35 protein-coding genes are annotated in these 24,688 nt (G+C 62.4%); 25 read left to right on the forward strand and 10 right to left on the reverse strand.

The window, feature by feature from the left end; all coding sequences use genetic code 11:
- The first annotated feature begins 20 nt into the window (after nucleotides 1–20).
- The 24 genes from rplV (at nucleotide 21) to AC5RU3_RS02120 (ending at nucleotide 14,347) form a co-directional block, all read left to right on the forward strand.
- Nucleotides 21–386, forward strand: coding sequence for a 50S ribosomal protein L22 (rplV, locus tag AC5RU3_RS02005; RefSeq protein WP_026545659.1), 366 nt, complete (start codon nucleotides 21–23; stop codon nucleotides 384–386).
- Entirely contained in the window at nucleotides 387–1,229 is an 843-nt protein-coding gene (gene rpsC, locus AC5RU3_RS02010; protein ID WP_309071302.1) for a 30S ribosomal protein S3, read from the forward strand.
- Nucleotides 1,230–1,646: a 50S ribosomal protein L16 gene (rplP, locus tag AC5RU3_RS02015; protein ID WP_026545657.1), complete on the forward strand. Its 417-nt coding sequence runs from the start codon at nucleotides 1,230–1,232 to the stop codon at nucleotides 1,644–1,646.
- A 2-nt stretch (nucleotides 1,647–1,648) separates the two neighbouring features.
- Nucleotides 1,649–1,996: a 50S ribosomal protein L29 gene (rpmC, locus tag AC5RU3_RS02020; protein ID WP_309071303.1), complete on the forward strand. Its 348-nt coding sequence runs from the start codon at nucleotides 1,649–1,651 to the stop codon at nucleotides 1,994–1,996.
- On the forward strand, nucleotides 1,993–2,286 hold the full coding sequence (rpsQ, locus tag AC5RU3_RS02025; RefSeq protein WP_309071304.1) for a 30S ribosomal protein S17: 294 nt from the start codon (nucleotides 1,993–1,995) through the stop codon (nucleotides 2,284–2,286). Before rpmC ends, rpsQ begins: the two co-directional genes overlap by 4 nt.
- Nucleotides 2,287–2,612: 326 nt before the next feature.
- Nucleotides 2,613–2,981 carry a 50S ribosomal protein L14 gene (gene rplN / locus AC5RU3_RS02030; RefSeq protein ID WP_026545654.1) on the forward strand — a complete coding sequence of 123 codons (369 nt, stop codon included), beginning with the start codon at nucleotides 2,613–2,615 and terminating at the stop codon, nucleotides 2,979–2,981.
- A 2-nt stretch (nucleotides 2,982–2,983) separates the two neighbouring features.
- Nucleotides 2,984–3,361: a 50S ribosomal protein L24 gene (gene rplX / locus AC5RU3_RS02035; protein ID WP_309071305.1), complete on the forward strand. Its 378-nt coding sequence runs from the start codon at nucleotides 2,984–2,986 to the stop codon at nucleotides 3,359–3,361.
- Complete coding sequence (gene rplE / locus AC5RU3_RS02040) at nucleotides 3,361–3,936, forward strand: 50S ribosomal protein L5 (protein ID WP_309071306.1); 576 nt, start codon at nucleotides 3,361–3,363, stop codon at nucleotides 3,934–3,936. The genes rplX and rplE overlap by 1 nt, the downstream gene beginning before the upstream one ends.
- A 91-nt stretch (nucleotides 3,937–4,027) precedes the next feature.
- Nucleotides 4,028–4,426 carry a 30S ribosomal protein S8 gene (rpsH, locus tag AC5RU3_RS02045; RefSeq protein ID WP_167994165.1) on the forward strand — a complete coding sequence of 133 codons (399 nt, stop codon included), beginning with the start codon at nucleotides 4,028–4,030 and terminating at the stop codon, nucleotides 4,424–4,426.
- A gap of 20 nt (nucleotides 4,427–4,446) precedes the next feature.
- Nucleotides 4,447–4,983: a 50S ribosomal protein L6 gene (gene rplF, locus AC5RU3_RS02050; RefSeq protein WP_309071307.1), complete on the forward strand. Its 537-nt coding sequence runs from the start codon at nucleotides 4,447–4,449 to the stop codon at nucleotides 4,981–4,983.
- Between the two features lie 2 nt (nucleotides 4,984–4,985).
- Nucleotides 4,986–5,369 (forward strand): 50S ribosomal protein L18, encoded by a 384-nt coding sequence (rplR, locus tag AC5RU3_RS02055; RefSeq protein WP_309071308.1) that lies wholly within the window; start codon nucleotides 4,986–4,988, stop codon nucleotides 5,367–5,369.
- 29 nt (nucleotides 5,370–5,398) lie between these two features.
- Complete coding sequence (rpsE, locus tag AC5RU3_RS02060; RefSeq protein WP_309071318.1) at nucleotides 5,399–6,097, forward strand: 30S ribosomal protein S5; 699 nt, start codon at nucleotides 5,399–5,401, stop codon at nucleotides 6,095–6,097.
- Nucleotides 6,097–6,309 (forward strand): 50S ribosomal protein L30, encoded by a 213-nt coding sequence (rpmD, locus tag AC5RU3_RS02065; RefSeq protein WP_458115451.1) that lies wholly within the window; start codon nucleotides 6,097–6,099, stop codon nucleotides 6,307–6,309. Before rpsE ends, rpmD begins: the two co-directional genes overlap by 1 nt.
- Nucleotides 6,309–6,857, forward strand: a complete 549-nt coding sequence (gene rplO / locus AC5RU3_RS02070) for a 50S ribosomal protein L15 (protein ID WP_309071310.1) — start codon at nucleotides 6,309–6,311, stop codon at nucleotides 6,855–6,857. The genes rpmD and rplO overlap by 1 nt, the downstream gene beginning before the upstream one ends.
- Before the next feature lie 259 nt (nucleotides 6,858–7,116).
- Nucleotides 7,117–8,430 (forward strand): preprotein translocase subunit SecY, encoded by a 1,314-nt coding sequence (secY, locus tag AC5RU3_RS02075; protein WP_309071311.1) that lies wholly within the window; start codon nucleotides 7,117–7,119, stop codon nucleotides 8,428–8,430.
- Nucleotides 8,427–8,999 (forward strand): adenylate kinase, encoded by a 573-nt coding sequence (locus tag AC5RU3_RS02080; RefSeq protein WP_309071312.1) that lies wholly within the window; start codon nucleotides 8,427–8,429, stop codon nucleotides 8,997–8,999. Before secY ends, AC5RU3_RS02080 begins: the two co-directional genes overlap by 4 nt.
- A gap of 2 nt (nucleotides 9,000–9,001) precedes the next feature.
- Entirely contained in the window at nucleotides 9,002–9,829 is an 828-nt protein-coding gene (gene map, locus AC5RU3_RS02085; RefSeq protein ID WP_493964743.1) for a type I methionyl aminopeptidase, read from the forward strand.
- Between the two features lie 280 nt (nucleotides 9,830–10,109).
- The gene (gene infA, locus AC5RU3_RS02090) at nucleotides 10,110–10,331 is read left to right on the forward strand and encodes a translation initiation factor IF-1 (protein ID WP_019481515.1); all 222 of its coding nucleotides are present in this window, start codon (nucleotides 10,110–10,112) and stop codon (nucleotides 10,329–10,331) included.
- 87 nt (nucleotides 10,332–10,418) lie between these two features.
- Complete coding sequence (gene rpmJ / locus AC5RU3_RS02095) at nucleotides 10,419–10,532, forward strand: 50S ribosomal protein L36 (RefSeq protein WP_024475611.1); 114 nt, start codon at nucleotides 10,419–10,421, stop codon at nucleotides 10,530–10,532.
- Nucleotides 10,533–10,696: 164 nt separating this feature from the next.
- Nucleotides 10,697–11,074: a 30S ribosomal protein S13 gene (gene rpsM, locus AC5RU3_RS02100; RefSeq protein ID WP_309071314.1), complete on the forward strand. Its 378-nt coding sequence runs from the start codon at nucleotides 10,697–10,699 to the stop codon at nucleotides 11,072–11,074.
- 52 nt (nucleotides 11,075–11,126) lie between these two features.
- Nucleotides 11,127–11,528, forward strand: a complete 402-nt coding sequence (gene rpsK / locus AC5RU3_RS02105) for a 30S ribosomal protein S11 (protein WP_026545640.1) — start codon at nucleotides 11,127–11,129, stop codon at nucleotides 11,526–11,528.
- A 155-nt stretch (nucleotides 11,529–11,683) separates the two neighbouring features.
- Nucleotides 11,684–12,694, forward strand: a complete 1,011-nt coding sequence (locus tag AC5RU3_RS02110) for a DNA-directed RNA polymerase subunit alpha (protein WP_309071315.1) — start codon at nucleotides 11,684–11,686, stop codon at nucleotides 12,692–12,694.
- Between the two features lie 65 nt (nucleotides 12,695–12,759).
- Entirely contained in the window at nucleotides 12,760–13,392 is a 633-nt protein-coding gene (gene rplQ, locus AC5RU3_RS02115; protein ID WP_458115449.1) for a 50S ribosomal protein L17, read from the forward strand.
- A gap of 25 nt (nucleotides 13,393–13,417) precedes the next feature.
- On the forward strand, nucleotides 13,418–14,347 hold the full coding sequence (locus AC5RU3_RS02120) for a tRNA pseudouridine synthase A (protein ID WP_493964744.1): 930 nt from the start codon (nucleotides 13,418–13,420) through the stop codon (nucleotides 14,345–14,347).
- Nucleotides 14,348–14,379: 32 nt separating this feature from the next.
- Here AC5RU3_RS02120 and AC5RU3_RS02125 read toward each other — a convergent pair whose 3' ends face one another.
- Nucleotides 14,380–16,050: a sensor histidine kinase gene (locus AC5RU3_RS02125; protein ID WP_493964745.1), complete on the reverse strand. Its 1,671-nt coding sequence runs from the start codon at nucleotides 16,048–16,050 to the stop codon at nucleotides 14,380–14,382.
- Between the two features lie 259 nt (nucleotides 16,051–16,309).
- Between AC5RU3_RS02125 and AC5RU3_RS02130 the strand changes: the two genes are divergently transcribed.
- Nucleotides 16,310–17,089, forward strand: coding sequence for a response regulator transcription factor (locus AC5RU3_RS02130; RefSeq protein WP_493964746.1), 780 nt, complete (start codon nucleotides 16,310–16,312; stop codon nucleotides 17,087–17,089).
- Between the two features lie 8 nt (nucleotides 17,090–17,097).
- Here AC5RU3_RS02130 and AC5RU3_RS02135 read toward each other — a convergent pair whose 3' ends face one another.
- From AC5RU3_RS02135 to AC5RU3_RS02175, 9 genes are all read right to left on the reverse strand, one after another.
- Nucleotides 17,098–17,547 (reverse strand): Hpt domain-containing protein, encoded by a 450-nt coding sequence (locus AC5RU3_RS02135; protein WP_493964747.1) that lies wholly within the window; start codon nucleotides 17,545–17,547, stop codon nucleotides 17,098–17,100.
- Between the two features lie 108 nt (nucleotides 17,548–17,655).
- On the reverse strand, nucleotides 17,656–18,540 hold the full coding sequence (locus tag AC5RU3_RS02140; RefSeq protein WP_493964748.1) for a type II secretion system F family protein: 885 nt from the start codon (nucleotides 18,538–18,540) through the stop codon (nucleotides 17,656–17,658).
- Nucleotides 18,541–18,549: 9 nt separating this feature from the next.
- Nucleotides 18,550–19,485, reverse strand: coding sequence for a type II secretion system F family protein (locus tag AC5RU3_RS02145; RefSeq protein ID WP_493964749.1), 936 nt, complete (start codon nucleotides 19,483–19,485; stop codon nucleotides 18,550–18,552).
- A gap of 4 nt (nucleotides 19,486–19,489) precedes the next feature.
- Nucleotides 19,490–20,968: a TadA family conjugal transfer-associated ATPase gene (locus AC5RU3_RS02150; RefSeq protein WP_493964750.1), complete on the reverse strand. Its 1,479-nt coding sequence runs from the start codon at nucleotides 20,966–20,968 to the stop codon at nucleotides 19,490–19,492.
- Nucleotides 20,965–22,167, reverse strand: coding sequence for a CpaE/TadZ family protein (locus tag AC5RU3_RS02155; RefSeq protein ID WP_493964751.1), 1,203 nt, complete (start codon nucleotides 22,165–22,167; stop codon nucleotides 20,965–20,967). The genes AC5RU3_RS02150 and AC5RU3_RS02155 overlap by 4 nt, the downstream gene beginning before the upstream one ends.
- Entirely contained in the window at nucleotides 22,164–22,937 is a 774-nt protein-coding gene (gene cpaB / locus AC5RU3_RS02160; RefSeq protein ID WP_493964752.1) for a Flp pilus assembly protein CpaB, read from the reverse strand. Before cpaB ends, AC5RU3_RS02155 begins: the two co-directional genes overlap by 4 nt.
- Nucleotides 22,937–23,980, reverse strand: coding sequence for a pilus assembly protein TadG-related protein (locus tag AC5RU3_RS02165; RefSeq protein ID WP_493964753.1), 1,044 nt, complete (start codon nucleotides 23,978–23,980; stop codon nucleotides 22,937–22,939). Before AC5RU3_RS02165 ends, cpaB begins: the two co-directional genes overlap by 1 nt.
- Nucleotides 23,968–24,351 carry a TadE family protein gene (locus tag AC5RU3_RS02170; protein WP_493964754.1) on the reverse strand — a complete coding sequence of 128 codons (384 nt, stop codon included), beginning with the start codon at nucleotides 24,349–24,351 and terminating at the stop codon, nucleotides 23,968–23,970. Before AC5RU3_RS02170 ends, AC5RU3_RS02165 begins: the two co-directional genes overlap by 13 nt.
- 76 nt (nucleotides 24,352–24,427) lie before the next feature.
- Nucleotides 24,428–24,685, reverse strand: a complete 258-nt coding sequence (locus AC5RU3_RS02175) for a Flp family type IVb pilin (RefSeq protein ID WP_493964755.1) — start codon at nucleotides 24,683–24,685, stop codon at nucleotides 24,428–24,430.
- Nucleotides 24,686–24,688: the final 3 nt, after the last annotated feature.

Genomic DNA, 24,688 nt, shown 5'->3' on the forward strand with positions numbered 1-24,688 from the left:
AAGACGAGAGAAGGAAAGCAATGGAAGCCAAGGCTATTGCGCGTCATCTGCGCGTAACGCCTATGAAGGCCCGGCGCGTCGTCAACCTTGTTCGTGGTAAGCAAGCGAATGAGGCTCTGGCAATCCTGAAGTTTGCCCCCCAGGCAGCTTCGGAGCCGGTATTCAAGGTAGTTCAGTCGGCAGTTGCAAACGCCCGTGTCCTCGCGGACCGCGACGGCGTTGCATTCGACGAAGGCGACCTCATCATCAGCGAAGCATACGTCGATGAAGGTCCCACGATGAAGCGGTTCCAGCCGCGTGCCCAGGGCCGCGCCTACCGCATCAACAAGCGGACCAGCCACGTCACTGTTGTTGTCGCTACCCCTGAGAAAGTGGAGGACCGCTAAGTGGGACAGAAAGTAAACCCGCACGGGTTCCGACTCGGCATCACCACTGACCACAGGTCACACTGGTTTGCTGACAGCAACAAGCCCGGCCAGCGCTACAAGGACTTCGTCCGCGAGGACGTCAAGATCCGCCAGCTCATGTCCACGGGCATGGACCGCGCCGGCATCGCCAAGGTAGAGATCGAGCGCACCCGCGACCGTGTCCGCGTGGACATCCACACGGCACGTCCGGGCATCGTCATCGGTCGCCGCGGCGCCGAGGCAGACCGCATCCGCGGGGAGCTCGAGAAGCTCACCGGCAAGCAGGTTCAGCTGAACATCCTCGAGGTCAAGAACCCCGAGATCGAAGCACAGCTTGTTGCCCAGGGCATCGCTGAGCAGCTCTCTTCGCGTGTGGCTTTCCGCCGCGCCATGAAGAAGGCCATGCAGTCGGCACAGCGTGCCGGTGCCAAGGGTATCCGCGTACAGTGCTCCGGCCGCCTCGGCGGCGCTGAGATGAGCCGTTCGGAGTTCTATCGCGAAGGCCGCGTGCCCCTGCACACCCTCCGTGCGAACATCGACTACGGCTTCTTCGAGGCCAAGACCACCTTCGGCCGCATCGGCGTGAAGGTATGGATCTACAAGGGCGACGTCACCGCCAAGGAACTGGCTGCCCAGGCAGCTGCTGCGCCGTCGCGCGGACGTGGCGGGGATCGCCCCGGTCGCGGCCCTGCCGGCGCCGACCGTGGTGACCGCCGTCGTCGTAATGCCGACCGCGCTCCCGGCCAGGGTGAGGCTACCGCCGCTCCCGCCGAGTCCGCACCGGCTGAGTCCGCTGCTGCAGCGGAAGGAGGACAGGCTTAAATGCTTATCCCACGTCGAGTAAAGTTCCGCAAGCAGCACCACCCCGGTCGTTCGGGCGCTGCTACCGGCGGCACGCAGGTCAGCTTCGGTGAGTGGGGTATCCAGGCTCTGAGCCCGGCATACGTCACCAACCGCCAGATCGAATCTGCGCGTATTGCAATGACCCGTCACATCAAGCGTGGCGGAAAGGTGTGGATCAACATCTACCCGGACCGTCCGCTGACCAAGAAGCCTGCTGAAACCCGTATGGGTTCCGGTAAGGGTTCCCCTGAGTGGTGGGTAGCCAACGTCAAGCCGGGCCGTGTTCTTTTTGAACTCTCCGGTGTCAATGAAGAGGTAGCTCGCGAGGCCCTGCGCCTGGCGATCCACAAGCTGCCGTTGAAGGCACGTATCGTGCGTCGTGAGGGTGGTGAATAGTCATGGCACTCGGTTCAAAGGAACTGGCAACCGACCAGCTGGATGGGTTCGATAAGGACCGTCTGGTGGAGGAACTCGCCAAGGCTAAGGAAGAGCTGTTCAACCTGCGCTTCCAGTCAGCCACCGGTCAGCTTGAAAACCACGGTCGCCTGCGCGCTGTGAAGCGGGATATCGCCCGCATCTACACCGTGCTGCGTGAGCGCGAGCTGGGAATTCGGCCCGACGTCGTTGCCCCGGTAGAAGAAGCAAAGACTGAAAAGGCCGGCAAGAAATCGAAGGGTTCCAAGGCTGCCTCCACGAAGGACGAAAAGTCCGTGGAAACACAGGCTTCTGAGGAGGATGCCAAATGAGTGAAGAGAAGAATGAGGCTGCAGTACTGGAGTCCTCAAAGCGCGGTTACCGCAAGACCCGCCGCGGCTACGTCGTCTCCGACAAAATGGAGAAGACCATCGTCGTCGAGGTTGAGGACCGCGTAAAGCACGGCCTCTACGGCAAGGTCATCCGCCGCACCTCGAAGGTCAAGGCCCATGACGAGCAGAACACCGCTGGTGTCGGCGACATGGTCCTGATCAGCGAGACCCGCCCGCTGTCCGCTACCAAGCGGTGGCGTCTGGTCGAGGTCATCGAGAAGGCCAAGTAAACCCTCGTTCACACGAGTCGTTTCACACCGAGCAGTCCCTCGTTCCGACAGGAGCGGGGGACTGCTTGCTTTTAAATCCGTGCTAAGATATTGAGTTTGTGTGGTGCCTTCCGTGCGCCATTCTGAAACCTCGTAAACAATCGTGCTCCGGCATAGTACTTCCCTGCGCCCCGCGCTTGGGAGGCAAATGCCTCGGGCACGGGCGTTTAGGCCCTCCACTGGCAAAATCCAGGTGGGTCCAGAGACACCCCGATCAACCGTTCCGCAAGGCTCATTCCGTATGCAGTATTTCGGTCTGAGAACCAGCGCGACGCAAGGAGTAAATAGTGATTCAGCAGGAGTCACGACTCAAGGTCGCCGACAACACTGGTGCTAAGGAAATCCTTACCATTCGTGTTCTCGGCGGTTCCGGACGTCGTTACGCAGGAATTGGTGACGTCATTGTCGCCACCGTCAAAGACGCTATCCCAGGTGGAAACGTCAAGAAGGGCGATGTGGTCAAGGCCGTCATCGTCCGCACCAAGAAGGAACGCCGCCGTGCGGATGGTTCCTACATCAAGTTCGACGAGAACGCAGCTGTCATCCTCAAGGGCGACGGCGATCCTCGTGGTACCCGCATCTTCGGCCCGGTCGGTCGCGAACTCCGCGACAAGCGCTTCATGAAGATCATTTCACTGGCTCCGGAGGTGCTGTAGTCATGGCTCAGACCCGTTCGAAGCTGAAGATCAAGAAGGGTGACCTCGTTCAGGTCATCACCGGCGCCAAGCAGGATCGCGGCGGAGACCGCGGCAAGCAGGGCAAGGTCCTCAAGGTATTCCCTGAGAGCAACCGTGTACTGGTCGAGGGCATCAACCGCATCACGAAGCACACCAAGGTCGGACAGTCGCAGCGCGGCACCAAGACCGGTGGCATCGAGACCGTTGAGGCCTCAATCCACATCAGTAACGTCGCAGTGGTAGACCCGGAGACCAAGAAGCCCACCCGTGTCGGCTACCGCACCGAAACCGTGGAGCGGGACGGCCGTGAGCGCACGGTCCGCATCCGCGTCGCCAAGGCATCAGGGAAGGATCTGTAATGACTGCTGAAGCCGTAGAAACAAAGATCACCCCCCGCCTGAAGACCCGCTACGCATCCGAGATCAAGTCGGCGCTGCTGGAGGAATTCAACTACAGCAACGTCAACCAGGTTCCCCGGCTCGTCAAGGTCGTTGTGAACATGGGTGTCGGAGATGCCGCCAAGGACTCCAAGCTCATCGACGGTGCGGTCCGTGACCTCACCCAGATCACCGGCCAGAAGCCGCAGGTCACCAAGGCACGCAAGTCCATCGCGCAGTTCAAGCTCCGCGAAGGCATGCCGATCGGTGCGCACGCCACGCTGCGCGGAGACCGCATGTGGGAATTCGTTGATCGCCTGGTCACGCTGGCACTGCCCCGTATCCGCGATTTCCGCGGCCTCAACGGGCGCCAGTTCGACGGCAACGGCAACTACACCTTCGGCCTCACGGAGCAGTCCATGTTCCACGAGATCGACCAGGACAAGATTGACCGTGTCCGCGGCATGGACATCACCGTTGTGACCACCGCCAAGACCGATGACGAAGGCCGCGCACTGCTCAAGGCGCTCGGCTTCCCGTTCAAATCCGAAGACTAATCAACTACGTTGCAGGTCCGTTCCGCGACGGCCAGCTGATGCTGGACTTCGCCGGAGACCGGAAACCGTTACGAGGAAGGGCTAGAGCCCAATGACAATGACAGATCCAGTTGCAGACATGCTTACGCGTCTCCGCAACGCCAACTCGGCATATCACGACACCGTGTCCATGCCATACAGCAAGCTGAAGGCACGCGTTGCCGACATCCTGAAGGCCGAAGGCTACATCGCCGGCTGGAAAGAAGAAGAGGCTGAGGTAGGCAAGAAGCTCACCATCGACCTCAAGTTCGGTCCCGACCGTCAGCGCTCCATCGCGGGCATCCGGCGCATCTCCAAGCCCGGTCTGCGCGTGTACGCAAAGTCCACCAACCTGCCGCACGTTCTGGGTGGGCTGGGCATCGCCATCCTGTCCACGTCCTCCGGTCTGCTCACAGACCGCCAGGCAGCCAAGAAGGGTGTAGGTGGGGAAGTCCTCGCCTACGTCTGGTAGCGGGAAAGGGAAAGAGAAACATGTCACGTATTGGACGTCTCCCCATCACCGTGCCTGCAGGCGTAGAGGTCAAGGTCGACGGCAATGTTGTATCCGTCAAGGGTTCCAAGGGCGAGCTGAGCCACACTGTAGCCAGCCCGATCCAGGTTTCGCTTGAGGAAAGCACCATCACCGTCTCCCGCCCGAATGACGAGCGCGAAGCGCGTTCGCTGCACGGCCTGACCCGCACCCTGATCTCCAACATGATCGTTGGAGTCACCGAGGGCTACAAGAAGAACCTCGAGATCGTCGGCACCGGTTACCGTGTGCAGGCCAAGGGTTCCGACCTGGAGTTCGCGCTGGGCTACAGCCACCCTGTACCCGTCAAGGCACCGGAAGGCATCACGCTGACCGTAGACAGCCCCACCAAGGTTTCTGTCTCCGGCATCAACAAGCAGCAGGTCGGCGAAGTTGCTGCGAACATCCGCAAGCTGCGCCGTCCGGATCCCTATAAGGGCAAGGGCATCCGCTATGCGGGCGAAGTTATTCGCCGCAAGGTCGGAAAGGCTGGTAAGTAATCATGACACTGAGCATCAACAAGAAGCGCACGTCGAAGAGCAAGTCCGCCCAGCGCGGACGCCGTCACCTTCGCGTCCGCAAGCGCATCACCGGTACCGCTGTTCGCCCCCGCCTGGTGGTCAATCGTTCAGCCCGTCACGTATTCGTGCAGGTTGTCGACGACACCAAGGGCATCACCGTTGCATCGGCGTCGACCCTCGAGGCCGACCTGCGTTCGTTCGACGGTGACAAGACTGCCAAGGCCAAGCGCGTTGGCGAGCTCGTCGCTGAGCGGGCAAAGGCTGCAGGCATTGAGGCAGTCGTCTTCGACCGTGGTGGTAACAAGTACCACGGCCGGGTTGCCGCAATCGCAGACGGCGCACGTGAAGGTGGGCTGGCACTGTGACCGAGCAGAACAACGCAAAGGAAGCCTCATTGAACACCGCAAAGGCTGAGCAGCCTGCAACTGACGCTCCCGCGGCTGAGTCCACCGAGACGGCGTCGGCAACCGACGGCCGCGGCGGACGTCGTGGAGAGCGCGGCGGACGCGATGGCGGCCGTGGCGGTCGCGATGGCGGCCGTGGCGGACGTGACGGCGGCCGCGGCGACGACAAGGACAAGTTCGTAGAGCGCGTCGTGTCGATCAACCGCGTCGCGAAGGTCGTCAAGGGCGGCCGTCGCTTCAGCTTCACCGCACTCGTTGTTGTCGGCGACGGCAACGGCATGGTCGGCGTGGGTTACGGCAAGGCCAAGGAAGTTCCCTCGGCTATCTCCAAGGCAGTCGAGGAAGCCAAGAAGTCCTTCTTCAAGGTTCCCCGCATCGGCGGCACCGTTCCCCACCTGGTTCAGGGTGAGGCAGCGGCCGGCGTCGTGCTCCTGCGTCCGGCATCGCCGGGTACCGGTGTAATCGCCGGTGGTCCTGTGCGCGCCGTACTGGAATGCGTCGGTATCCACGACGTTCTCTCCAAGTCGCTGGGTTCCTCCAACGCCATCAACATTGTTCACGCAACCGTTGACGCGCTGAAGCGGCTCGAAGAGCCTCAGGCAGTGGCTGCACGCCGCGGCCTGCCGCTGGACGAGGTTGCCTCAACATCGATGCTGCGCGCAATGCAGGATCAGAAGGCAGGTGCGTAATGGCAACTCCGAAGCGTCTGGTTGCCAGCTCCGCAAAGCTGGAAATCACACAGATCAAGTCCGCCATCGGCGGTAAGCAGAACCAGCGGGACACCCTTCGTTCACTCGGCCTGAAGCGGATCGGACACACCGTTGTCCGCAACGCTGACGAGGTGACCGTAGGCATGGTCAACACGGTTCCGCACCTCGTGAAGGTTGAGGAGGCCAAGTAATGGCAGAGAAGAAGACGGTGGAGGAATCCACCGAGACGAAGCCGGCCCGCAAGCCTGCTGCCAAGGCTGCTGCAGCTCAGGAAACTACTGAGAGCACGCCTCGCGTCCACGCGCTGAAGGTGCACCACCTTCGTCCCGCCCCCGGAGCCAAGACCGCCAAGACCCGCGTTGGTCGTGGTGAAGGTTCCAAGGGTAAGACCGCCGGCCGTGGTACCAAGGGCACCAAGGCACGCTACTCGGTCAAGGCAGGTTTCGCAGGCGGCCAGCTGCCGCTGCACATGCGCCTGCCGAAGCTGCGCGGCTTCAAGAACCCGTTCCGCGTTGAGTACCAGGTAGTCAACCTGGACAAGCTCAACGAGCTGTACCCCGAAGGCGGCGAGGTGTCGGTAGACAGCCTGATCGCCAAGGGCGCAGTGCGCAAGAACCAGCTCGTCAAGGTGCTGGGAACGGGCGACATCGCGGTCAAGGTGGACGTCAAGGTTCACGCCGTGTCCGCCAGCGCTGCCGAGAAGATCACCGCTGCAGGCGGTTCGGTCTCCGGCCTCTAGTTCCCAGCGTCGCTTTCCCGCCGTCGTCCGCCGGTTCGTCCTTTGGACAGCCTGACGACGACGGCGGGGGAGCCGACTGTGATCTAGCTCATGAAGCAACTAGACTCTTGGTGGGCCGGGATCCCCGGCTCGCCGGGAGTCTGTTTCGTTTAACAGGCTTCGTTTGATGCCCGGGTTCTCGCCTGCCCGGTTCCAGCCGTTAGACTCGGTTGGTGTGTATCGCCCGCGTAGGGCCACTAAGACTTAATCAGGAGGACGCTTGCTTAGCGCTATTGGCCGGGCTTTCCGGACGCCAGACTTGCGGCGCAAGCTGTTGTTCACGCTGGGAATCATCACCATCTTCCGTTTGGGTGCATTCATCCCGGCGCCCGGTGTTGACTACGGCAACGTGCAGCAGTGTTTGCAGCTCGGCAACACAGAGGGCGGCCTCTACCAGTTTGTGAACCTCTTCAGCGGCGGAGCCCTGCTACAGGTGTCCGTGTTCGCGCTGGGAATCATGCCCTACATCACGGCCAGCATCATCACCCAGCTGCTCCGAGTAGTTATCCCGCGCTTCCAGGAACTTCACCAGGAGGGTGCGCAGGGCCAGGCCAAGCTGACCCAGTACACGCGCTACCTGACCATCGCCCTTGGGCTCCTCAACGCCACGACGCTGGTGTCGCTGGCGCGGTCGGGTGCCTTGCTGGGCAATTGTCCGGTGCCGATCATCCCGGATGACAGCCTCATCACCATCATCCTCCTCATCATCACCCTCACGGCCGGTACCGGCCTGATCATGTGGCTGGGCGAGCTGATCACCGAGCGCGGCGTCGGAAACGGTATGTCGCTGCTCATCTTCACCGCCATCGCGGCCGGATTCCCCACCTCGCTGGGCGAGATCCTGCGCACCCAGGGCTGGAACGTGTTCATCGGAGTCCTGGTGATCGGCGTGTTCGTGGTGATGCTCGTGATCTTCGTCGAGCAGTCCCAACGCCGCATCCCGGTGCAGTACGCAAAGCGCATGATCGGCAGGCGCACCCTGGGCGGCAGCAGCACCTACATTCCGATCAAGGTCAACATGGCGGGCGTTATCCCCGTGATCTTCGCATCGTCGATGCTGTACCTGCCGTCGCTGATCGCGCAGTTCAACACCCCCACCGACGGCCAGACGCCGCCGCCGGAATGGGTCAACTGGATCACCACCTACCTCACCACCGGTGACCACCCCCTCTACATGGCGCTCTACTTCGCGATGATCGTGTTCTTCACGTACTTCTACGTGGCTATCACCTTCAACCCGGAGGAAGTCTCGGAGAACATGAAGAAGTACGGCGGCTTCATCCCGGGGATCCGGGCTGGGCGGCCCACGGCGGAGTACCTGCAGTACGTCCTGTCCCGCATCACCTTGCCCGGTGCGATCTACCTCGGCATTGTTGCGCTCATTCCGTTGATCGCGCTCGTAGCCATCAACGCGAACCAGAACTTCCCGTTCGGCGGAACCTCCATCCTCATCATGGTTGGCGTGGGTCTTGAGACGGTGAAGCAAATTGACGCGCAGCTGCAGCAGCGCCACTACGAAGGACTATTGCGATGACACGGATGCTCATCATTGGACCCCCCGGATCAGGCAAGGGAACCCAGGCAGCTCGTATCTCCGAGCGGCTCGGCGTTGTGGCCATCTCCACCGGCGACATCTTCCGCGAGAACGTCAAGAACGAGACGCCTTTGGGTATTGAGGCGAAGAAGTACATGGATGCCGGTGACTTCGTCCCGGACAGCGTCACCAACAACATGGTGCGCGCGCGCCTCAATGAGGACGACACCCTGGACGGTTTCCTGCTGGACGGGTATCCCCGTACGGCAGCACAGGTGACCGAGCTTGACGACATCCTGCAGGCGAACGACCTCGCACTCGACGTCGTACTCCAGCTCACTGCCGACGACGAGGAACTCGTTCGCCGGCTCCTGAACCGCGCACGGCTCGACGGCCGTTCGGATGACAACGAAGTTGTCATCCGGCACCGCCTTGACCTCTACCACGAGCAGACAGAGGCAGTCGTTTCCCAGTACGAGGCACGTGGCATCGTCACACGCGTAGACGGCATCGGCGCGATCGATGAGGTCACCGAGCGCGTCATGACCGCCCTGAAGGTCAGCCAGTAGTCGTGATGTTTCGTCAGCAGCGGGTCGAATACAAGTCGGCAGACCAGATCCGGATCATGCGCGAAGCGGGCCTTGTGCTTTCCGAGGCACTGGACCGTACGGTAGCCGCTGCCCGCGTGGGCGTGACCACCCGCCAGCTCGACGCTGTGTTCGCCGGTGTCCTCAAGGAGGCCGGCGCCACGTCGAACTTCCTCGGCTACCACGGCTTTCCCAACAGCATCTGCACTTCCGTGAACCATGAGGTGGTCCACGGCATCCCCGGTGACTACGTCCTGGAGGACGGCGACATCATCTCGATCGATGGCGGCGCTGTGGTTCGCGGCTGGCACTCCGACTCCGCGCGCACGGTCATTGTGGGTACGCCCCGGCCGGAGGACGTTCGTCTGTCGAAGGTTACCGAGGAAGCCATGTGGCGGGGGATCGCTGCTCTGGCCAACGGTAAGTACGTGGGCGATATCGGGGCAGCCATCGACGACTACGTGTCGTCGGTCGAGGGCCGGGAGCTTGGAATCCTGCAGGACTACGTTGGCCACGGCATTGGTACGCAGATGCACCAGTCCCCGGACGTGCTGAACTACCGCAGCAGCCACCGCGGTCCCAAGATCAAGCCGGGCCTCTGCCTGGCGATCGAACCGATGCTGGTTCAAGGCCGCCTGGAGACTTCTGTCCTGGAGGATGACTGGACTGTAGTCACCGTCGACGGCAAGCGCGCCTGCCAGTGGGAACACACCGTGGCAGTGCACGACGCCGGCATCTGGGTTCTCAGTGCAGCCGACGGCGGTGCGGCGAAGCTCGCGGAGCTGGGCGTCGTCGTCGTTCCGCTCGACTGAAGTAGCCGCACTCAGGTGCTCATCGGATGATCAAGTCAGCCCGCTTCCTGCAGAGGAGGCGGGCTGATTTAACTTATCGGGCGCCGTAGCGTAAAGTTGATTGCTGGTTGTCTCTACTCCAGCGCCCTTTCGCGCCCAACGTCGGTTCGGTCATTCTGTATGGAATTCATATGGAATGCTGTCCCGCCCGGTGTGCGCCGCAGATACGCGGTCAGTTCCGACAATCAAAACCCCAAGACCGTCCGCCCCGCAAGTGGCGGCACAGAAGTTAGCGGAGGATATGGCCAAGAAAGACGGTGTCATTGAGATTGAAGGCACTGTGAACGAGGCTCTGCCCAACGCGATGTTCCGCGTTGAGTTGGCCAACGGACACATTGTTCTAGCCCACATCTCGGGAAAGATGCGTCAGCACTACATTCGAATCCTCCCCGAGGACCGGGTGGTAGTGGAGCTTAGCCCGTACGACCTCACACGTGGTCGTATTGTCTACCGCTACAAGTAGACGGTTCTGAGTATTTAGTTCCGAGCCTCCCGGCCCACCGGACGCGGAGGCAACACTGCAACAACTGCAAGAACGCAAAGGAAAACCATGAAGGTACAGCCGAGCGTGAAGCGGATTTGCGACAAGTGCCAGGTGGTTCGCCGCAAGGGCAACGTACTCGTAATCTGCGAAAACCCGCGCCACAAGCAGCGCCAGGGCTGAATCCTCTTTTCGAGGGTCACCCACGCGTAGTAACACCACAATAAAAAAGCAGTGCAGGGTTCGTGCATGAGGCGAGTCCACACCCCCGGTACGGAGGCCGGGGACCGGAGCAATCCGGGTCGCGCTGTTTCAGACCTCCGGTCATCAAAAGGAGAACCGCCACTATGGCACGTCTCGCTGGCGTAGACATCCCCCGCGAAAAGCGGGTAGTCATTGCGCTTACCTACATCTACGGCGTGGGCAAGACCCGTGCAGACCAGACGCTCGCCGAAACCGGGATTGACCCGAACACGCGCGTGAAGGATCTGACTGACGCTGAGCTCGTCCAGCTTCGCGATTACATCGAAGGCAACTACAAGGTCGAGGGTGACCTCCGCCGTGAGGTAGCTGCAGACATCCGCCGCAAGGTTGAGATCGGCAGCTACGAGGGTCTCCGGCACCGCCGCGGCCTTCCTGTGCGCGGACAGCGCACCAAGACCAACGCTCGTACCCGCAAGGGCCCGAAGCGCACCGTCGCAGGCAAGAAGAAGGCCGGACGCTGATTCAGCGCTCCACCCTCAACTCCCTCTTTTCTAAAACTTTGTAGGAGAAGTAATGCCCCCCAAGACTCGTGGAGCGGTGCGCAAGCCGCGTCGCAAGGACAAGAAGAATATCGCCTTCGGCCAGGCGCATATCAAGAGCACGTTCAACAACACCATCGTCTCGATCACGGACCCCAGCGGAGCAGTTATCTCCTGGGCTTCCGCTGGCGAGGTCGGATTCAAGGGCTCACGCAAGTCCACCCCTTACGCTGCGCAGACTGCTGCAGAGGCCGCTGCAAAGCGCGCCCAGGAGCACGGCGTGCGCAAGGTCGACGTTTTCGTGAAGGGTCCGGGATCCGGACGCGAGACCGCGATCCGTTCGCTGCAGGCTGCCGGCCTCGAGGTCGGATCCATCCAGGACGTCACCCCCAGCGCTCACAACGGCTGCCGCCCGCCGAAGCGCCGCCGCGTCTAGTAGCTTCCTTGGCTCCAGGTTCGCCCGTGCTCCATTCGGGGTGCGGGCGTACCTGGGGCTGACTGTCGTTTAGCTACTGAGTCCTGCTCTCTAGCTTTCCCTTTCCACCATTTGTGTTGCGTCATATAGCGGATGCTCCCTGAAAGGAAATGTAAGTGCTCATTGCACAGCGCCCCACCCTGACTGAAGAAGTAGTCGCCGACAACCGCTCGCGGTTCGTCATCGAACCGCTGGAGCCCGGTTTCGGCTACACCCTCGGCAACTCGCTGCGTCGCACGCTGCTGTCCTCGATTCCCGGAGCGGCTGTCACCAGCATCCGGATTGACGGCGTCCTGCACGAATTCACGACCGTTCCCGGTGTGAAGGAAGACGTCACCGAGATCATCCTGAACATCAAGAACCTCGCGGTGTCCTCCGAGCACGACGAGCCCGTGGTCGCCTACCTGCGCAAGCAGGGACCCGGCGTCGTGACCGCGGCTGACATTGCTCCTCCGGCAGGTGTGGAGTTCCACAACCCGGACCTGCACATCGCTACCCTGAACTCGAAGGGCAAGTTCGAGCTCGAACTGACCATCGAGCGTGGCCGTGGCTACGTGTCCGCTTCGCAGAACAAGTCCGGCGATTCCGAGATCGGCCGCATCCCGGTCGACTCCATCTACTCGCCGGTTCTCAAGGTGACTTTCCGCGTGGAAGCCACCCGTGTCGAGCAGCGCACCGACTTCGACCGCCTGATCGTCGACGTCGAAACCAAGGACGCCATCGCACCGCGCGACGCCGTTGCATCGGCCGGCACCACCCTGGTTGAACTGTTCGGCCTTGCCCGCGAGCTGAACACCGCCGCTGAAGGCATCGAGATCGGCCCGTCGCCAACTGACGCCGCCCTCGCCGCCGACATGGCCCTCCCGATCGAGGATCTCGAACTTACCGTTCGTTCCTACAACTGCCTCAAGCGTGAGGGCATCCACACCGTGGGTGAACTCGTTGCCCGCTCCGAGGCTGACCTGATGGACATCCGTAACTTCGGTGCCAAGTCCATCGATGAGGTCAAGGCAAAGCTGGTTGAGCTGGGTCTGTCCCTGAAGGATTCCCCTCCAGGATTCGACCTTGCAGCCCGCGCAGCTGCGATTGAAGAGGACGACGACGCCTACGGCGACGACGCTCTCTGAAACGTTAGAAACCTGGCGCCGCTAAGGATGCGGCCTCGGGCACATTTATGAGGAGATAACACATCATGCCCACACCCACAAAGGGCCCACGCCTCGGTGGCGGTCCGGCGCACGAGCGCCTGATGCTCGCCAACCTGGCCGCCTCGCTGTTCGAGCACAAGCGCATCACCACCACGGTGACCAAGGCAAAGCGGCTCCGCCCCTACGCTGAGCGCCTGATCACCTTCGCAAAGAAGGGCGACCTGGCCTCGCGTCGTCGTGTCCTGGCTGTCATCAGCAACAAGGGCGTCGTCCACGAGCTGTTCACCGACATCGCTCCGGCTGTAGCCAACCGCGAGGGTGGCTACACCCGCATCACCAAGATCGGCAACCGTAAGGGCGACAACGCTCCCATGGCTGTCATCGAGCTGGTGCTTGAGGCTGTTTCCCCCAAGCAGGCCGTTGTCGCTGAGGCTTCGAAGGCTGCCGGCAACGCCGCTGCCCGCGATGCTGCAGCTGCTGCCCCGGTTGAGTCCGCAGATTCGCCTGAGTCGGCAGATTCGCCTGAGTCGGCAGATTCGCCTGAGTCGGCAGAGTCCGCTCCTTCGGCTGACGAGGTTGCTGCTGAGGACACCACGGTAAGCGCCTCTGAGGGCGACGCCGAGGAGACCGTCGTCGTTGAAGAAGGCTCCGTGCCGGAGGAAGACGAGAAGAAGTAATTCTTCTGCTCCCTTCCTGAAGTACATGAACGAACAAATGCCCGTCACCCCGTCCGTGGGTGACGGGCATTTGCGTGTCCGTATAGATATTGCGTACGACGGCGGCCCCTTCTCCGGGTGGGCGGTTCAGCCCGGTCTGCCGACAGTCCAGGGCACGGTCGAGTCGGGGTTGGAGCTGCTGTTCCGGCGCCCGGTCAGGCTGACCGTTGCCGGACGGACCGACGCCGGCGTTCATGCCCGCGGTCAGGTCACGCACATAGATCTTGAGCCGGCGGAATGGTTCGCCCTGACCCGGGGCAAGGACATCGACCCCGCGCTTGCCCTGAAGCGGCGTCTGCAGGCCACCGTCAACCGCTTCCTTCCCCCGAGCGCCGCCGCGCGCACGGTATACGCGGGGAACCCGGCGTCGCCCGTCGTCGTGCGCGCCGTCAGCCTTGCTCCGGTGGGGTTCGACGCCCGCTTTTCTGCGCTGTGGCGCCGCTACAGCTACCGCATTGCCGACCGTTCCGAGCTGCAGGATCCACTGAACCGCTCCACAGTGCTATGGCACTCCGAGGAGCTGGACGAGAGGCTCCTCAACGAAGGTGCCGGTGCGCTGCTCGGCCTGCAGGACTTCCTGGCCTTCTGCAAGCCACGCGTCGGCGCTACGACGGTGCGTCAGCTGCAGCGGTTCGAGTTTGAACGCGAGCCGGACGGCATCCTCAAGGTGACCATCCAGGCCGATGCGTTCTGCCACAATATGGTGCGCGCCCTGATCGGGTCGGCTCTTCGCGTGGGAAGCGGTGAGGAACTGCCGCAGTGGCTGGGGGAGCGCCTGCGCTCACGGCGGAAGGACTCACGGTCCTTCCTCGCACCGGCGCACCCGCTGGTCCTGGAGGAAGTGCGCTACCCCGACGACGCCGCGGAGCTGGCTCTGCGGGCGGAACTCACCCGCGCGAAGCGGGACGGCGCTTAACACCACCGCGGCGAAGGCGAGCCCTTTCCCGGCTAGTTCTGTTCGGTCCTGGTCTGTTCCGAGCGGTGCAGGGGGAGCGTCACCGTGAAAGTGGTACCGGCACCCGGTTTGCTGCTGCATTGGATGGATCCGCCGTGGCTGTCGACAATCGCTTTGGTGATGGAAAGGCCAAGACCTACACCAGGAATGGACGATTCGCGCGCTGCAGCAGTGCGGAAGAACTTCCCGAAGACCAGCTTGGTCTCATTCGGCGACATTCCGATGCCCGTGTCCTGTACCTCGAGCAGTGCAGCGTCGCTTTGCTTGCGTGCGCGGACGGTGACCTTTCCGCCGTCGGGCGAGTACTTGATGGCGTTCGAGATGAGGTTGTCCAGCACTTGGCGGATCCGCAGCGGATCCGAGGTGGTCCACAGGATCTCCGGCACGTCCGCTTCGAGGGTCACACCGGTGTTGACGGCCTGCGGCCAGGCGGACTCGATGCTGTGCTCCACCAGCCCGGACAGGTCTGTCGGACGCAGGTGGACGCTGGCAGCGCCTGACGCGGACGCAAGAAGATTGGAGACCAGCGCGTAGAGGCGCTCGGCGTTGCGCCGCGCCACGGAGAGCTGCTGGGTGACGTTGTGGGGGAGGGGATGGTCGTCGTCGAGTACGAGGTCAAGGTGCCCGATGATCGAGGTGAGCGGGGTCCACAACTCGTGGGACACGTTGGACACGAAATCCTCTTTGGCGGTGAGCGCCTCAACCATGTCCGTGACGTCGTTCGAGACGATCACCGAGCCGGCGAACTTGTCCTCGCTGTCCCACATGGCAGTGGCTGCCGTGGTGACAGCCCGTTGGGAGTCCTCCGGGCCCAGCCAGACCAGATAGTTGGCGAACGTCTCTCCGGCAGCGGCACGCTGCACCGGATATCGGCTGACTGCAACGGGCGTGGTCTTGTCCGCGGCGTAGAGGTGACTGATGCCGTCGCCGTCGGAATCTCCCGTCTGGACAAGGAGGTCATAGGACCGCTGCTGACGGTTGGTGAGCATGCGGTTGCCATTGGCGTCGAGGACTACGAGGCCGACGTCGATCGTGTCGAGGATGGCTTCGAGCAGCAGTTCACGTTCGGTGTTTTCGCCCTGGAGCCGGTCCACCTCGGCCTTCGATGCCGCGAGCTTCCGCTGGCTGTACACCGAGTTGAGGCTGGCGAAGCGCAGCGAGATGGACACCACGGCCATCGCCAGGCACAGCAGGAGCGCGGTTCCCAACTGGCTCCTTGGGGCGGAGCCCAACAGCGGGGAAACGCCGAGGATGAGGAACGGCCCGACGAAACATGACAACAGGCTGAGCCACGGTTTCATCTCCGAGGCGGAAAGCCAGATCACCGGGAAAATGGCCAGCAGGCTCAGCCCTGGCAGTACGTCTGCCGCACCGTTGCGGGTGAGGGCGATGGCCAGGAAGTCCAGCAGGGGGATGATCACGTACGAGCCGTCGCGCAGCCGCTCCCAGGGAGCGAGGAACGCCGCCGCGAGCAGCACTGCATGGAAGACGAGGCCGCCAAGGAAAAGCGGGTTCATCAGCAGGGCAGGGGAGACGACCACAACGATAATCGCGATAACGGCAACCAGCAGAGCCAGCGGCAGTTCACAAAGCCCCACGCGGGCCCGGAAACTTAGGTTCGAGTAGGCCCGCTTGGCCGCCAAAAACATGACGCGATCGCTCATGACACCACCCCGGCGCGCGCGCAGACAGCGCTAGGGACATGCCTCTGAGACCACGACATAACGTTCATTATCTCTGACGGGACAGAGCAGAAGCACCATAATTCCGAACCGGTTCACAAAGTTCACTATTTGTGACCCTGAACAGCGGTACGCGCGTACACTGTGAAAGCACGTTTCGGCGGTTCACCGTCATCGCGGTGATCCGTACTTTTGTGATGAACTGTGGTCTTGCAGTTCTGTTGGGGACCAGGAGGAAATAGTGCGCGATCCAGGTGTGGCGGTAGTGGTCGAGGATGATCTTGACGTTCGCAACCTCGTGAGCACGGTTCTCACGCAATCGGGCTTTGTTGTCCATGCTGCGGGCGACGGCCGCGCCGGGGTGGAAGCGGTCAAGGAGCACAACCCAACGCTGGTCACTCTCGACGTCGGTCTTCCCGATATCGACGGGTACGAGGTATTGCGCCGGATACGTGGACTCAGCGATTGCTACGTGATCATGCTGACCGCGCACAATGAAGAAATCGATACCCTCACTGCGCTGCAGGCGGGGGCGGATGACTTCGTCACCAAGCCCTTCCGGCCCCGTGAGGTCCGCGCCCGCATCGCCGCAATGCTGCGGCGCCCGCGCGGCGGCCTCACCAGTGAACAACCGACGACGACGGCCGCCGCCCCCGCCCCGGAGCCGGCACCACCGGCGCGGCCGGACTCCGTGCTGCGGCACAACGGCCTTGAGCTTGATAAGGACACCCGGACCGTCACGGTGCGGGGCGAGGAACTGGTGCTCACCCGCAGCGAGTTCGACCTGCTGCACGAGCTGCTACGCAGTTCCGGTGCTGTAAGGACGAAGGGCGACCTGGTTCGCGTGGTCCGGGGCCAGTACTACCGGACCGAGACCTATATCAGCGAAGCCGATGAGCGAGCCATCGAGGTCCACATCGGGAACCTGCGCCGGAAGTTGGGGGAGGACCCCCGAAGCCCGCGCTGGCTGATGACCGTCCGCGGCGTTGGTTACCGGCTGGTGCCGCGTCGCGCTGACTGATCTCGGGCTTACTTTTGATCGAGGTGCATGACGGTCAGCTGCCGCATGGTGCGCAAGCCGCACCGGTGAACCTGCGGCAGCGCAGCCGCTGCCTCCTCGAGCTTGCCCTCCCGAAGCAGTGCCTCGAGGTTGGTGGCCAGGGACACGAGCTGGGTCGCCCCCACCATCGTCGACGTAATCTTCAGGCTTAGTACTGCGTCCAGTGACGCGGCCTGGTTTCGCCGGGCGATTGCCGAGGAGATGCGTGCGTCTCTCTCATCCCAGACAGCCACGTAGTCGCGCACGAACGCGCGGGCTGCGGAGGCGCTGTTGAGCTGATCCTCGAGATCATGAAGAACATTCGCGTCCACGAGTGGCGTCCTGTCTGCGCCGCGCCCGCCGACCACTTCCCGTGGCTCAGCGCCGACGCCGCGCAGGAAGTCTGCGTCGTCGTCTGCGCTGGGGCGGGAGAGAGCCATGAGCTAACGCTACTTTCTGAAGATGTGAGAAAAGCGTGAATGGAAGGATGCTGAGCAAACACTGCGGAATTCTTCGGATTGTGTTCTAGCAGCGTTTTGTGAGCCTACTTATTGTCCGCTGAACGTGGCGATCGCGTTGATGACCGCCGGACCAAGGATGATGATGAAGAGCACAGGAAAGATGAAGAACAGGAGCGGGAACAGCACCGTGACCGGCAGCTTCATGGCTTTTTCCTCGGCACGTTGGCGCCGCTTTACGCGCATCACCTTCGCCTGGGTGCGCAGCACTCCGCTGAGCGCTATGCCGTAAGCGTCGGCCTGAACAACAGCCTTCACGAAGCTGCGCAACTCGGGAATGCTTGTGCGGTCAGCGAGGGCCAGGTATGACTCACGCCGGCTGCGGCCCACCTGCATGTCCTGCAGCGTTCGCACCAGTTCCTCTGAGAGGGGGCCCTTGCCGGTTTCGCCCGCGCGCTGCATGGCGCTTTCGAAGCCCAGGCCGGCCTCGACGGAGATCAGCATCTGGTCCAGCGTGTTGGCGAGCTCCAGCTGCATCGCTTTCTGGCGTTCCTGTCCCTTGCTATAGAGCAGGAGATCCGGGATGAAGTAGCCGAACAGGGTCAGGAAGATCGCGAGCATGGTGATCGTCGGCTTCTGGGCGGCGTTCGCCATGAGGAAGCCGAGGGCACCCGCCACGATGCAAAGGGCGGGCTTGGCGCCGAGCACCTTCCCGAGGGGCATGGAGGCAGGGCGACCCGCCAGCGCGAGCAGCTTGTCCAGTTTCTCCACGTACGACGACGGCGTGAGCTTGTACCCGAGGCGCGCCAACGCGCCGGAACGGTCGGTGCGTACCTCCTCTGCCGCATGGAGGCCGCGGGTAAGGTTCGCCTGGATAGTCTTATACGACTTGTTACCGGGGCTGAGCAAAGCCCAGCCCAGATAGCCCAGGGGAGCGGCAACGAAAAGCAGCGACGTCAAAAGCATTGGGTTCATGCCGGCCCCCTAAAACTTCAGATCGATGAGTTTGCGGAGCCACAGGCACCCGATGGCCATCATGACCACCGAGGCGCCGATCATGACCCAGCCGAGGGGTTCCTCAAAGAGTGGGTTCACGTAACCGGGGCTGACAACGGTAAGCATGCCGCCTATGGCGAACGGAAGAGCCACGAGGATGTAGGCCGAGAACTTTCCTTCGGCGGCCAGCGCGCGGATCTGTCCCTTGATCTCGCTGCGCTCGCGGATGGTTTCGCCGACCTGGTCGAGTACCTCGGCGAGGTCTCCACCGACCTCCCGGTTGATCTGAATCGCTTGGGCAATCCAGGCGAAGTCTTCACTTTCCATGCGCTTGGACGTGTCCAGCAGGGAAACTAGGAGGTCCTTGCCCAGGCTGGTCTCGGTGATCACACGGCGCATCTCGTCGGAGGTGGGGGCATCTGCTTCCAGCGCGGCGGCGTCGATGGCCCGAAGGATACTGTGGCCCGCGCGGAGGCCGCCGGTGAGGAGTTGCAGGGTGTCCCCGAGCTGGGCTTCGAACTTCGAGCGCCGGCGGCTGATCCGAAACACCAGTGTCAGGTGACCGATGACGGGCGAGAGGGCCAGAAAGAAAATACCGAGCAGCGGCCCGCCGATCAGCTGTCCGATCGCTAGGCCGGCAATACCTCCGGTGAAGACGAGAAGGAACATATCCGCTTGTGTCAGGCGCACACCAGCTGTCTCAAGCAACTCCGGGCGGTACAGGCGCTGAGGGTGCTTCTTCAGGTACCGCTCCACCGCCCGCACGGCTGAGCCGGCGAACTTGCTGAGGCGAGAGTCTGACGCTTCCGCCGGCGGCCGTCGACGGTCCAACGGTATGTCCGCCTGCTGTGGGCGCGTTGCAAAGAAGAGGAGCACGAGCGCGGCAATGCACAGCGCCGTCCCGTACAAGAACATCAGCGTCATGGTGCTACCGCCTGCCGCTGAGCTCGGCGCCGAATACCGCAGGGGAGACGGTGATGCCCATGTCCTCGAACCGCTCCATGAAGCGCGGCCGAATGCCGGTGGGGACGGGCTTGCCGAGGAAACGACCGGAGGCGTCGACACCCGCCGAGTAGTCAAAAACGAATGCATCTTGGAGGGTCACGACGTCGCCTTCCATGCCCTGCACCTCGGTTACGTGGGTAATCCGGCGGGTTCCGTCGCGGAGACGGGAAATCTGGATCACGAGGTTCACGGCGGAGGCGAGCTGTTCGCGGATAGCGCGCAGCGGCAGGTCCATGCCAGCCATCAGCACCAGGGTCTCGAGGCGCGCTACGGCGTCGCGAGGCGAGTTGGCGTGCACTGTTGAGAGTGAGCCGTCGTGTCCGGTGTTCATCGCCTGAAGCATGTCGAGCGACTCACCGCCACGGACCTCGCCGATGACGATGCGGTCCGGCCGCATACGCAGGGAGTTGCGGACCAAATCGCGGATGGTGACTGCGCCCTTGCCCTCCGTGTTCGGTGGACGGCTCTCAAGGCGCACTACGTGCTGTTGCTGAATCTGAAGCTCGACAGCGTCTTCAATGGTGACGATGCGATCGCCGTGGGGAAGAAACGAGGAGAGCACATTGAGCAGGGTGGTCTTACCGGTGCCGGTGCCGCCGGACACGATGATGTTCAGCTTCGCCTTCACGCACGCATCGAGTAACTCGGCCATCTCGGGCGTGAGCGTTCCGAAGCTGATGAGCTTCTCGACCGTCAGCGGCGTCTTGCTGAACTTTCGGATGGTGAGTGACGAGCCGTTGACCGCCAGCGGCGGAATGACGGCGTTGACGCGGGAACCGTCCTCAAGGCGCGCGTCAACGAAAGGTGAGGACTCGTCAATACGTCGGCCCACCTTGGACACAATGCGCTCGATGACGCGGCGCAGGTGTTCCTCGGACTTGAAGCTCGTATCCGCGAGAACCAGTTGGCCGCGACGCTCGATGTAGATCTGGTCGGCGCGGTTCACCATGATTTCGGTGATGTCCTCGTCGTCGAGCAGGCGCTGAAGCGGACCGTAACCGAGCACGTCATCGGCGACATCCTGAATGAGTCGGCGACGCTCGTCGGGTGTCAGAGGAACCTGCTCTGCGTCGATGACCTGGCTCAGCTCTTCACGTGCTGCGACGCGCAGATCCTCTTCCTTCAGCGTGGAGTCGCTGAAGCGGGCACCCATCCGCTCATAGAGCGCCTCGGCAGCGCGCTGTTTCAGGCCGGCGAAGGCATCCACGTGGGCTGCTGCCGGAGATTCCGGACCAATGGACGTGCCTGAGCCGACGACGACGGCGCCATGGAATGCAGGGTCGACCGCCGGCGTTGCGGAGTGTGCCGCTCGAGGGCGCTCTTCTGTTTTCGTTGGGACCGGCACCGGCGAGGAAGTGGGGGCCGACGGATTGGCCTGGTTCAGGCGCTCGGAAAGCTTCATCGGATGACCACCCGGCGGTGGGATTTGCGCTGGCTACCGGTGCGCCACCCGGGGCTGAACCGCTGAACGAGTCCTTTCAGGTTCTTGGTGGCAGGATCGCGCACTTCCTCTTGAAGCAGGGGAATGCCGCGGTTGGTGGCCAGCGACAGAGCACGAGACCGGGGAACGAAGACATCCACCGGCGCACCGAGCGTCGCTTCGACATCCTGGACGGAGAGGCCTGTTTTGGAGTCGGCGAAATTGAGGACCACATGCCGGGTTTCCGGGAAGAGATTGAGTTTCCCGAGAATGTCCAGACCCGCCCGGAGTCCGCGAACGCTGGGAACGTCCATACCGGTCACCCAGACGGCGTCGGTGCACTGCTCGAGGGCGGCAAGGCTATGTTCGGTGAGGCCCGGACCGGTGTCGAGGACCACGTACGCGAACTCTGCGCTGAGCTGTTTGATGAGGGTACCGAGCTGCTCAGCGGAGATAGTGTCCGCGTCAGCGGGATTGCTCGGGGCGCAGAGCGCGTAGATGCCCGACGGGTGAGGTGTCAGGAAAGCTTTGAGGACCATGGTGTCCGTGCTCGCCGCACCGGAGACAGCGTCACGGACCGAGTACTCGGGATCGAGATACAGGTTGGAGGCGACGTCACCGAACTGAAGGTCGAGGTCAACCAGAACGACGCCCATCGGCGCAATCTTGCCGAGTCCGACGGCGAGGTTGGTGGCGATGGTTGTTTTGCCTACTCCGCCCTTCGGAGAGAACACACCAACCACCAGGCCATGCTCTTTCTGCTGTGGCGCCGATGCCTGCACCTGTCCGGTGCGGTGCCGTGTGGCGAATGCTTGGCAGGCGCGCTCGAGTAGAAGGCGGACCGTGGGGATGTCTGCCGTCGGATCAACAACGTCGCGGATTCCGGCCCGCATCGCTGCTAGTGCAATCCCTGAGTCTTCCGGCGCGACGAGCACCATGCTGAGGTTGGGGAATCGGACGTCGACGATGGTGGCCAGGCGAAACGCGCCGTCGAGTGCCATGCCGGGACCAAGCACGAGAACTTCGGGCTGCTGAACTGTGATCAGGTCCAGCAAGTCGTCGGGCTGGGCCAGCAGTTCGGGTTTGACCGAGAGCACTTCTCCGGGAAGGCCCCCGGCGGTGGCGAGACGTACCTTCTGGTCGAAGGCGGTATCGGCGGTGATGAGGAGGAAACGGCTCATCGGTACAGTTCCTTGTCCTGGACGATGAATGGCGGAGCGTCGTTCTCGGCAGCGGTAGCCTTGCTGAGCCAAATGGACTCGTATTCGCTTGCGTAGACCAGACGAGTGGCTTGATCGGGGGTGAGCGCCAGGGTGACCATCAGCGAGCCGCTGGGAAGCGCCTCAGCTTCTGCCTCCGCCTTCTCCTCTTCTGACATCGCGGGGTCCTCGGCGGCCGGAGCTGGCGGTTCGGGGGCGCGCTGCACAGCGGAGATGAGCACGCGCGGCGAGACGAGCTGGGTTGATGCTTCCTCAGGTGCTTCCTCGAGCCCGCTATCGGCCATGGACACGAAGACGCCTACAAAGTCCCCGGCCGTTACTCGACCGCCGGCGATGCGCTGAGGTTCTACGAGAATCGAGACTTCGTGCAGACCCGCCGGTACTTCCACTGAGCCAGGGGTCACGAGATCCTCCGGTTTCACGAGCCGTTCCGTCAGCAACTGTTCGCCGGGCACAAGATCGACAGCTGTGACCGTTCCTGCCGAGCTGTCCAGGTTGGCGAGCGCCGTATCGGCGACAGAGGAGCCGGGAAGTTGCGTGGTAGCGACTGATGCTGCAAGGTCCGCTACGGGGGTTCCGGCGGGCACGGCAGTCTGCACGACGAGGACATCGACCGGTGCTAAATCCTGCACGGCGCGCGCCTCCGCGCGGTTGGCATAGCTGAAAACCATGAGCGCTCCGACAAGCGCAAGGATAACTGCCGCGACGCCGGCAATGAGGCGGGACTTCATCAGGATGCTCCGAGGGTCAATTGAACGATATTGGTGCCGTTGACGTTAGGCGTGCCCATGGTGTAACCGTCAACAAGCGAGACGTACTTGATGAACTCGCCGATAATTCCACGGCAATTTCCCGTGCAGGCTGCGGCGGAACCTACATTGGTGGCTGTGTTGCGGAAGGTCATGGGGAGGATGTCATTTCCGGTGAACTTCCAGCCATGAACTTTGTATGCGGCGAATGATTGAAGGTCATAGACAGCGCTGCTGCCCGTTCCAGTGACCTTGTAAAAAACGGGCAGGATCACGATGGGATGATTTCCAGCGTTGATCGCAGTTGCCCAGCCGTTCAAGGTTGCGTCACAGTTGTTAGGGCCGCTGTTACCGGGAGTGCTGTCCGTCTCGTCGACCGAGATGTCGATTTGGGCGCCGCATTTGCCGGCGTCCTGCACCAGCCAGCCGAATCCGCCCGGGACAGTCTGTCCGGAGGGGCCGTAGTTGCAGTCCGGGTTGGCGTCTGAGCCATGACTTTGAAGTAGCTGTATGCCGCCTCCAACGTGACCTTGAACCTGGCAGATAGAAAACGCGATAGGGAATGGTGTCTCTCCGGCGATCGGGCTACCCCACGCCGCGGACGAGGTAACTGTGACTTCGGCATCGTTGAATCCGAGTGCACGTGCAAAAAAGAGCGAGACCCTATTCGGTGCCGTGCCAGATTCAAGCGCGCCCGTTGTGACCGATACTTTGCCGGCGGTCTTGTCGAGTGCGACGCTGCTTGCATTGCTTGCGCCATCGAGCGCGTTGCTGTCTGCCAGTTGCTTCGCGAGAGATCCCGTGGTGGTCGCGGCCGTGCACTTGGGATCTGCGGCGTTAAGAGCACAGGTCTGCGCTATGCCTATTGCCGCAGCATCGGCGCCGTTTCGGAGTTGAGCCTTCTCGGCGTAGAGCATTCCGACATCGACGGCGATCGCGGCGGAACCGAGCAGAACGACGAGGAGGATGGCGACGATGACGGCAACGGCGCCCCGTTCTTCATCATCGCGAGCTATCCGCCGCATAGCATCGTGCTCCTGCCGGTCATGGTGAAAGGACCGGCAATGCCAGTCAACGTGCCGAGTGAATAACTGATGGTGAAAGTGGTGCTCTCACCGGTGACAGTCGGGCTGCACAGGGTGGGAGCAGGAGTGAAGTTGCTGGTCGTCAATGCCGGACGAAGCGTAGACGCTGCAGCAGTTGCCGCCGCTCGAGCCTTCGCCGGATCGTTGGTAATCGCCATCACTCGGACACCTTCGCGGGCCGCGTTAGTCAACGTGACCTGAGCGTTGTAGGCACGCCCGAATTCCATAATGCCGAGGAGCAGGAAGATCAGAACGGGAAGGAGAAGCGCCATTTCCACAGCGACGGCGCCACGATCCTTGTGCTCCACCATTCTGTTCACCTTTTCATCTATTGCAGAATGACGGGTCTGGGGAGACATCGCTCTCGCCCAGACCCGTCAAGCAGTTTTAGGCGCAGCTTTCGGTTACAGCGGCGGTCGTTCCCGACGCAGGCGCGGCAGCGGTGAACGTCTTGCCCTGCATGGTGCAGGCGGCGCCCTTGAAGGTGTTGGTGAGCTGAGTGCCGAGCAAAGTAACCGCAACGATGATCGCAATGGCGATGAGGGCGACCATGATGCCGTACTCGACGGCGGTTGCGCCGGTCTCGTCGCTGTTGGTGCGGGCCTTGATGGTGGACTTGGCGTCAGCCAGGAATGCAGTCAGCATTTG

It is taken from the genome of Arthrobacter sp. MDB1-55 (assembly GCF_059092925.1).

Excerpts from the sequence above, each read along its gene's own strand:
- rplV (WP_026545659.1), top strand. The coding sequence starts at position 21 with ATGGAAGCCAAGGCTATTGCGCGTCATCTGCGCGTAACGCCTATGAAG.
- rplP (WP_026545657.1), top strand. The coding sequence starts at position 1,230 with ATGCTTATCCCACGTCGAGTAAAGTTCCGCAAGCAGCACCACCCCGGT.
- rpmC (WP_309071303.1), top strand. The coding sequence starts at position 1,649 with ATGGCACTCGGTTCAAAGGAACTGGCAACCGACCAGCTGGATGGGTTC.
- rpsQ (WP_309071304.1), top strand. The coding sequence starts at position 1,993 with ATGAGTGAAGAGAAGAATGAGGCTGCAGTACTGGAGTCCTCAAAGCGC.
- rplX (WP_309071305.1), top strand. The coding sequence starts at position 2,984 with ATGGCTCAGACCCGTTCGAAGCTGAAGATCAAGAAGGGTGACCTCGTT.
- rplE (WP_309071306.1), top strand. The coding sequence starts at position 3,361 with ATGACTGCTGAAGCCGTAGAAACAAAGATCACCCCCCGCCTGAAGACC.
- rpsH (WP_167994165.1), top strand. The coding sequence starts at position 4,028 with ATGACAATGACAGATCCAGTTGCAGACATGCTTACGCGTCTCCGCAAC.
- rplF (WP_309071307.1), top strand. The coding sequence starts at position 4,447 with ATGTCACGTATTGGACGTCTCCCCATCACCGTGCCTGCAGGCGTAGAG.
- rplR (WP_309071308.1), top strand. The coding sequence starts at position 4,986 with ATGACACTGAGCATCAACAAGAAGCGCACGTCGAAGAGCAAGTCCGCC.
- rpmD (WP_458115451.1), top strand. The coding sequence starts at position 6,097 with ATGGCAACTCCGAAGCGTCTGGTTGCCAGCTCCGCAAAGCTGGAAATC.
- rplO (WP_309071310.1), top strand. The coding sequence starts at position 6,309 with ATGGCAGAGAAGAAGACGGTGGAGGAATCCACCGAGACGAAGCCGGCC.
- AC5RU3_RS02080 (WP_309071312.1), top strand. The coding sequence starts at position 8,427 with ATGACACGGATGCTCATCATTGGACCCCCCGGATCAGGCAAGGGAACC.
- infA (WP_019481515.1), top strand. The coding sequence starts at position 10,110 with ATGGCCAAGAAAGACGGTGTCATTGAGATTGAAGGCACTGTGAACGAG.
- rpmJ (WP_024475611.1), top strand. The coding sequence starts at position 10,419 with ATGAAGGTACAGCCGAGCGTGAAGCGGATTTGCGACAAGTGCCAGGTG.
- rpsM (WP_309071314.1), top strand. The coding sequence starts at position 10,697 with ATGGCACGTCTCGCTGGCGTAGACATCCCCCGCGAAAAGCGGGTAGTC.
- rpsK (WP_026545640.1), top strand. The coding sequence starts at position 11,127 with ATGCCCCCCAAGACTCGTGGAGCGGTGCGCAAGCCGCGTCGCAAGGAC.
- rplQ (WP_458115449.1), top strand. The coding sequence starts at position 12,760 with ATGCCCACACCCACAAAGGGCCCACGCCTCGGTGGCGGTCCGGCGCAC.
- AC5RU3_RS02120 (WP_493964744.1), top strand. The coding sequence starts at position 13,418 with ATGAACGAACAAATGCCCGTCACCCCGTCCGTGGGTGACGGGCATTTG.
- AC5RU3_RS02125 (WP_493964745.1), bottom strand. The coding sequence starts at position 16,050 with ATGAGCGATCGCGTCATGTTTTTGGCGGCCAAGCGGGCCTACTCGAAC.
- AC5RU3_RS02135 (WP_493964747.1), bottom strand. The coding sequence starts at position 17,547 with ATGGCTCTCTCCCGCCCCAGCGCAGACGACGACGCAGACTTCCTGCGC.
- AC5RU3_RS02140 (WP_493964748.1), bottom strand. The coding sequence starts at position 18,540 with ATGAACCCAATGCTTTTGACGTCGCTGCTTTTCGTTGCCGCTCCCCTG.
- AC5RU3_RS02145 (WP_493964749.1), bottom strand. The coding sequence starts at position 19,485 with ATGACGCTGATGTTCTTGTACGGGACGGCGCTGTGCATTGCCGCGCTC.
- AC5RU3_RS02150 (WP_493964750.1), bottom strand. The coding sequence starts at position 20,968 with ATGAAGCTTTCCGAGCGCCTGAACCAGGCCAATCCGTCGGCCCCCACT.
- AC5RU3_RS02155 (WP_493964751.1), bottom strand. The coding sequence starts at position 22,167 with ATGAGCCGTTTCCTCCTCATCACCGCCGATACCGCCTTCGACCAGAAG.
- cpaB (WP_493964752.1), bottom strand. The coding sequence starts at position 22,937 with ATGAAGTCCCGCCTCATTGCCGGCGTCGCGGCAGTTATCCTTGCGCTT.
- AC5RU3_RS02165 (WP_493964753.1), bottom strand. The coding sequence starts at position 23,980 with ATGCGGCGGATAGCTCGCGATGATGAAGAACGGGGCGCCGTTGCCGTC.
- AC5RU3_RS02170 (WP_493964754.1), bottom strand. The coding sequence starts at position 24,351 with ATGGTGGAGCACAAGGATCGTGGCGCCGTCGCTGTGGAAATGGCGCTT.
- AC5RU3_RS02175 (WP_493964755.1), bottom strand. The coding sequence starts at position 24,685 with ATGCTGACTGCATTCCTGGCTGACGCCAAGTCCACCATCAAGGCCCGC.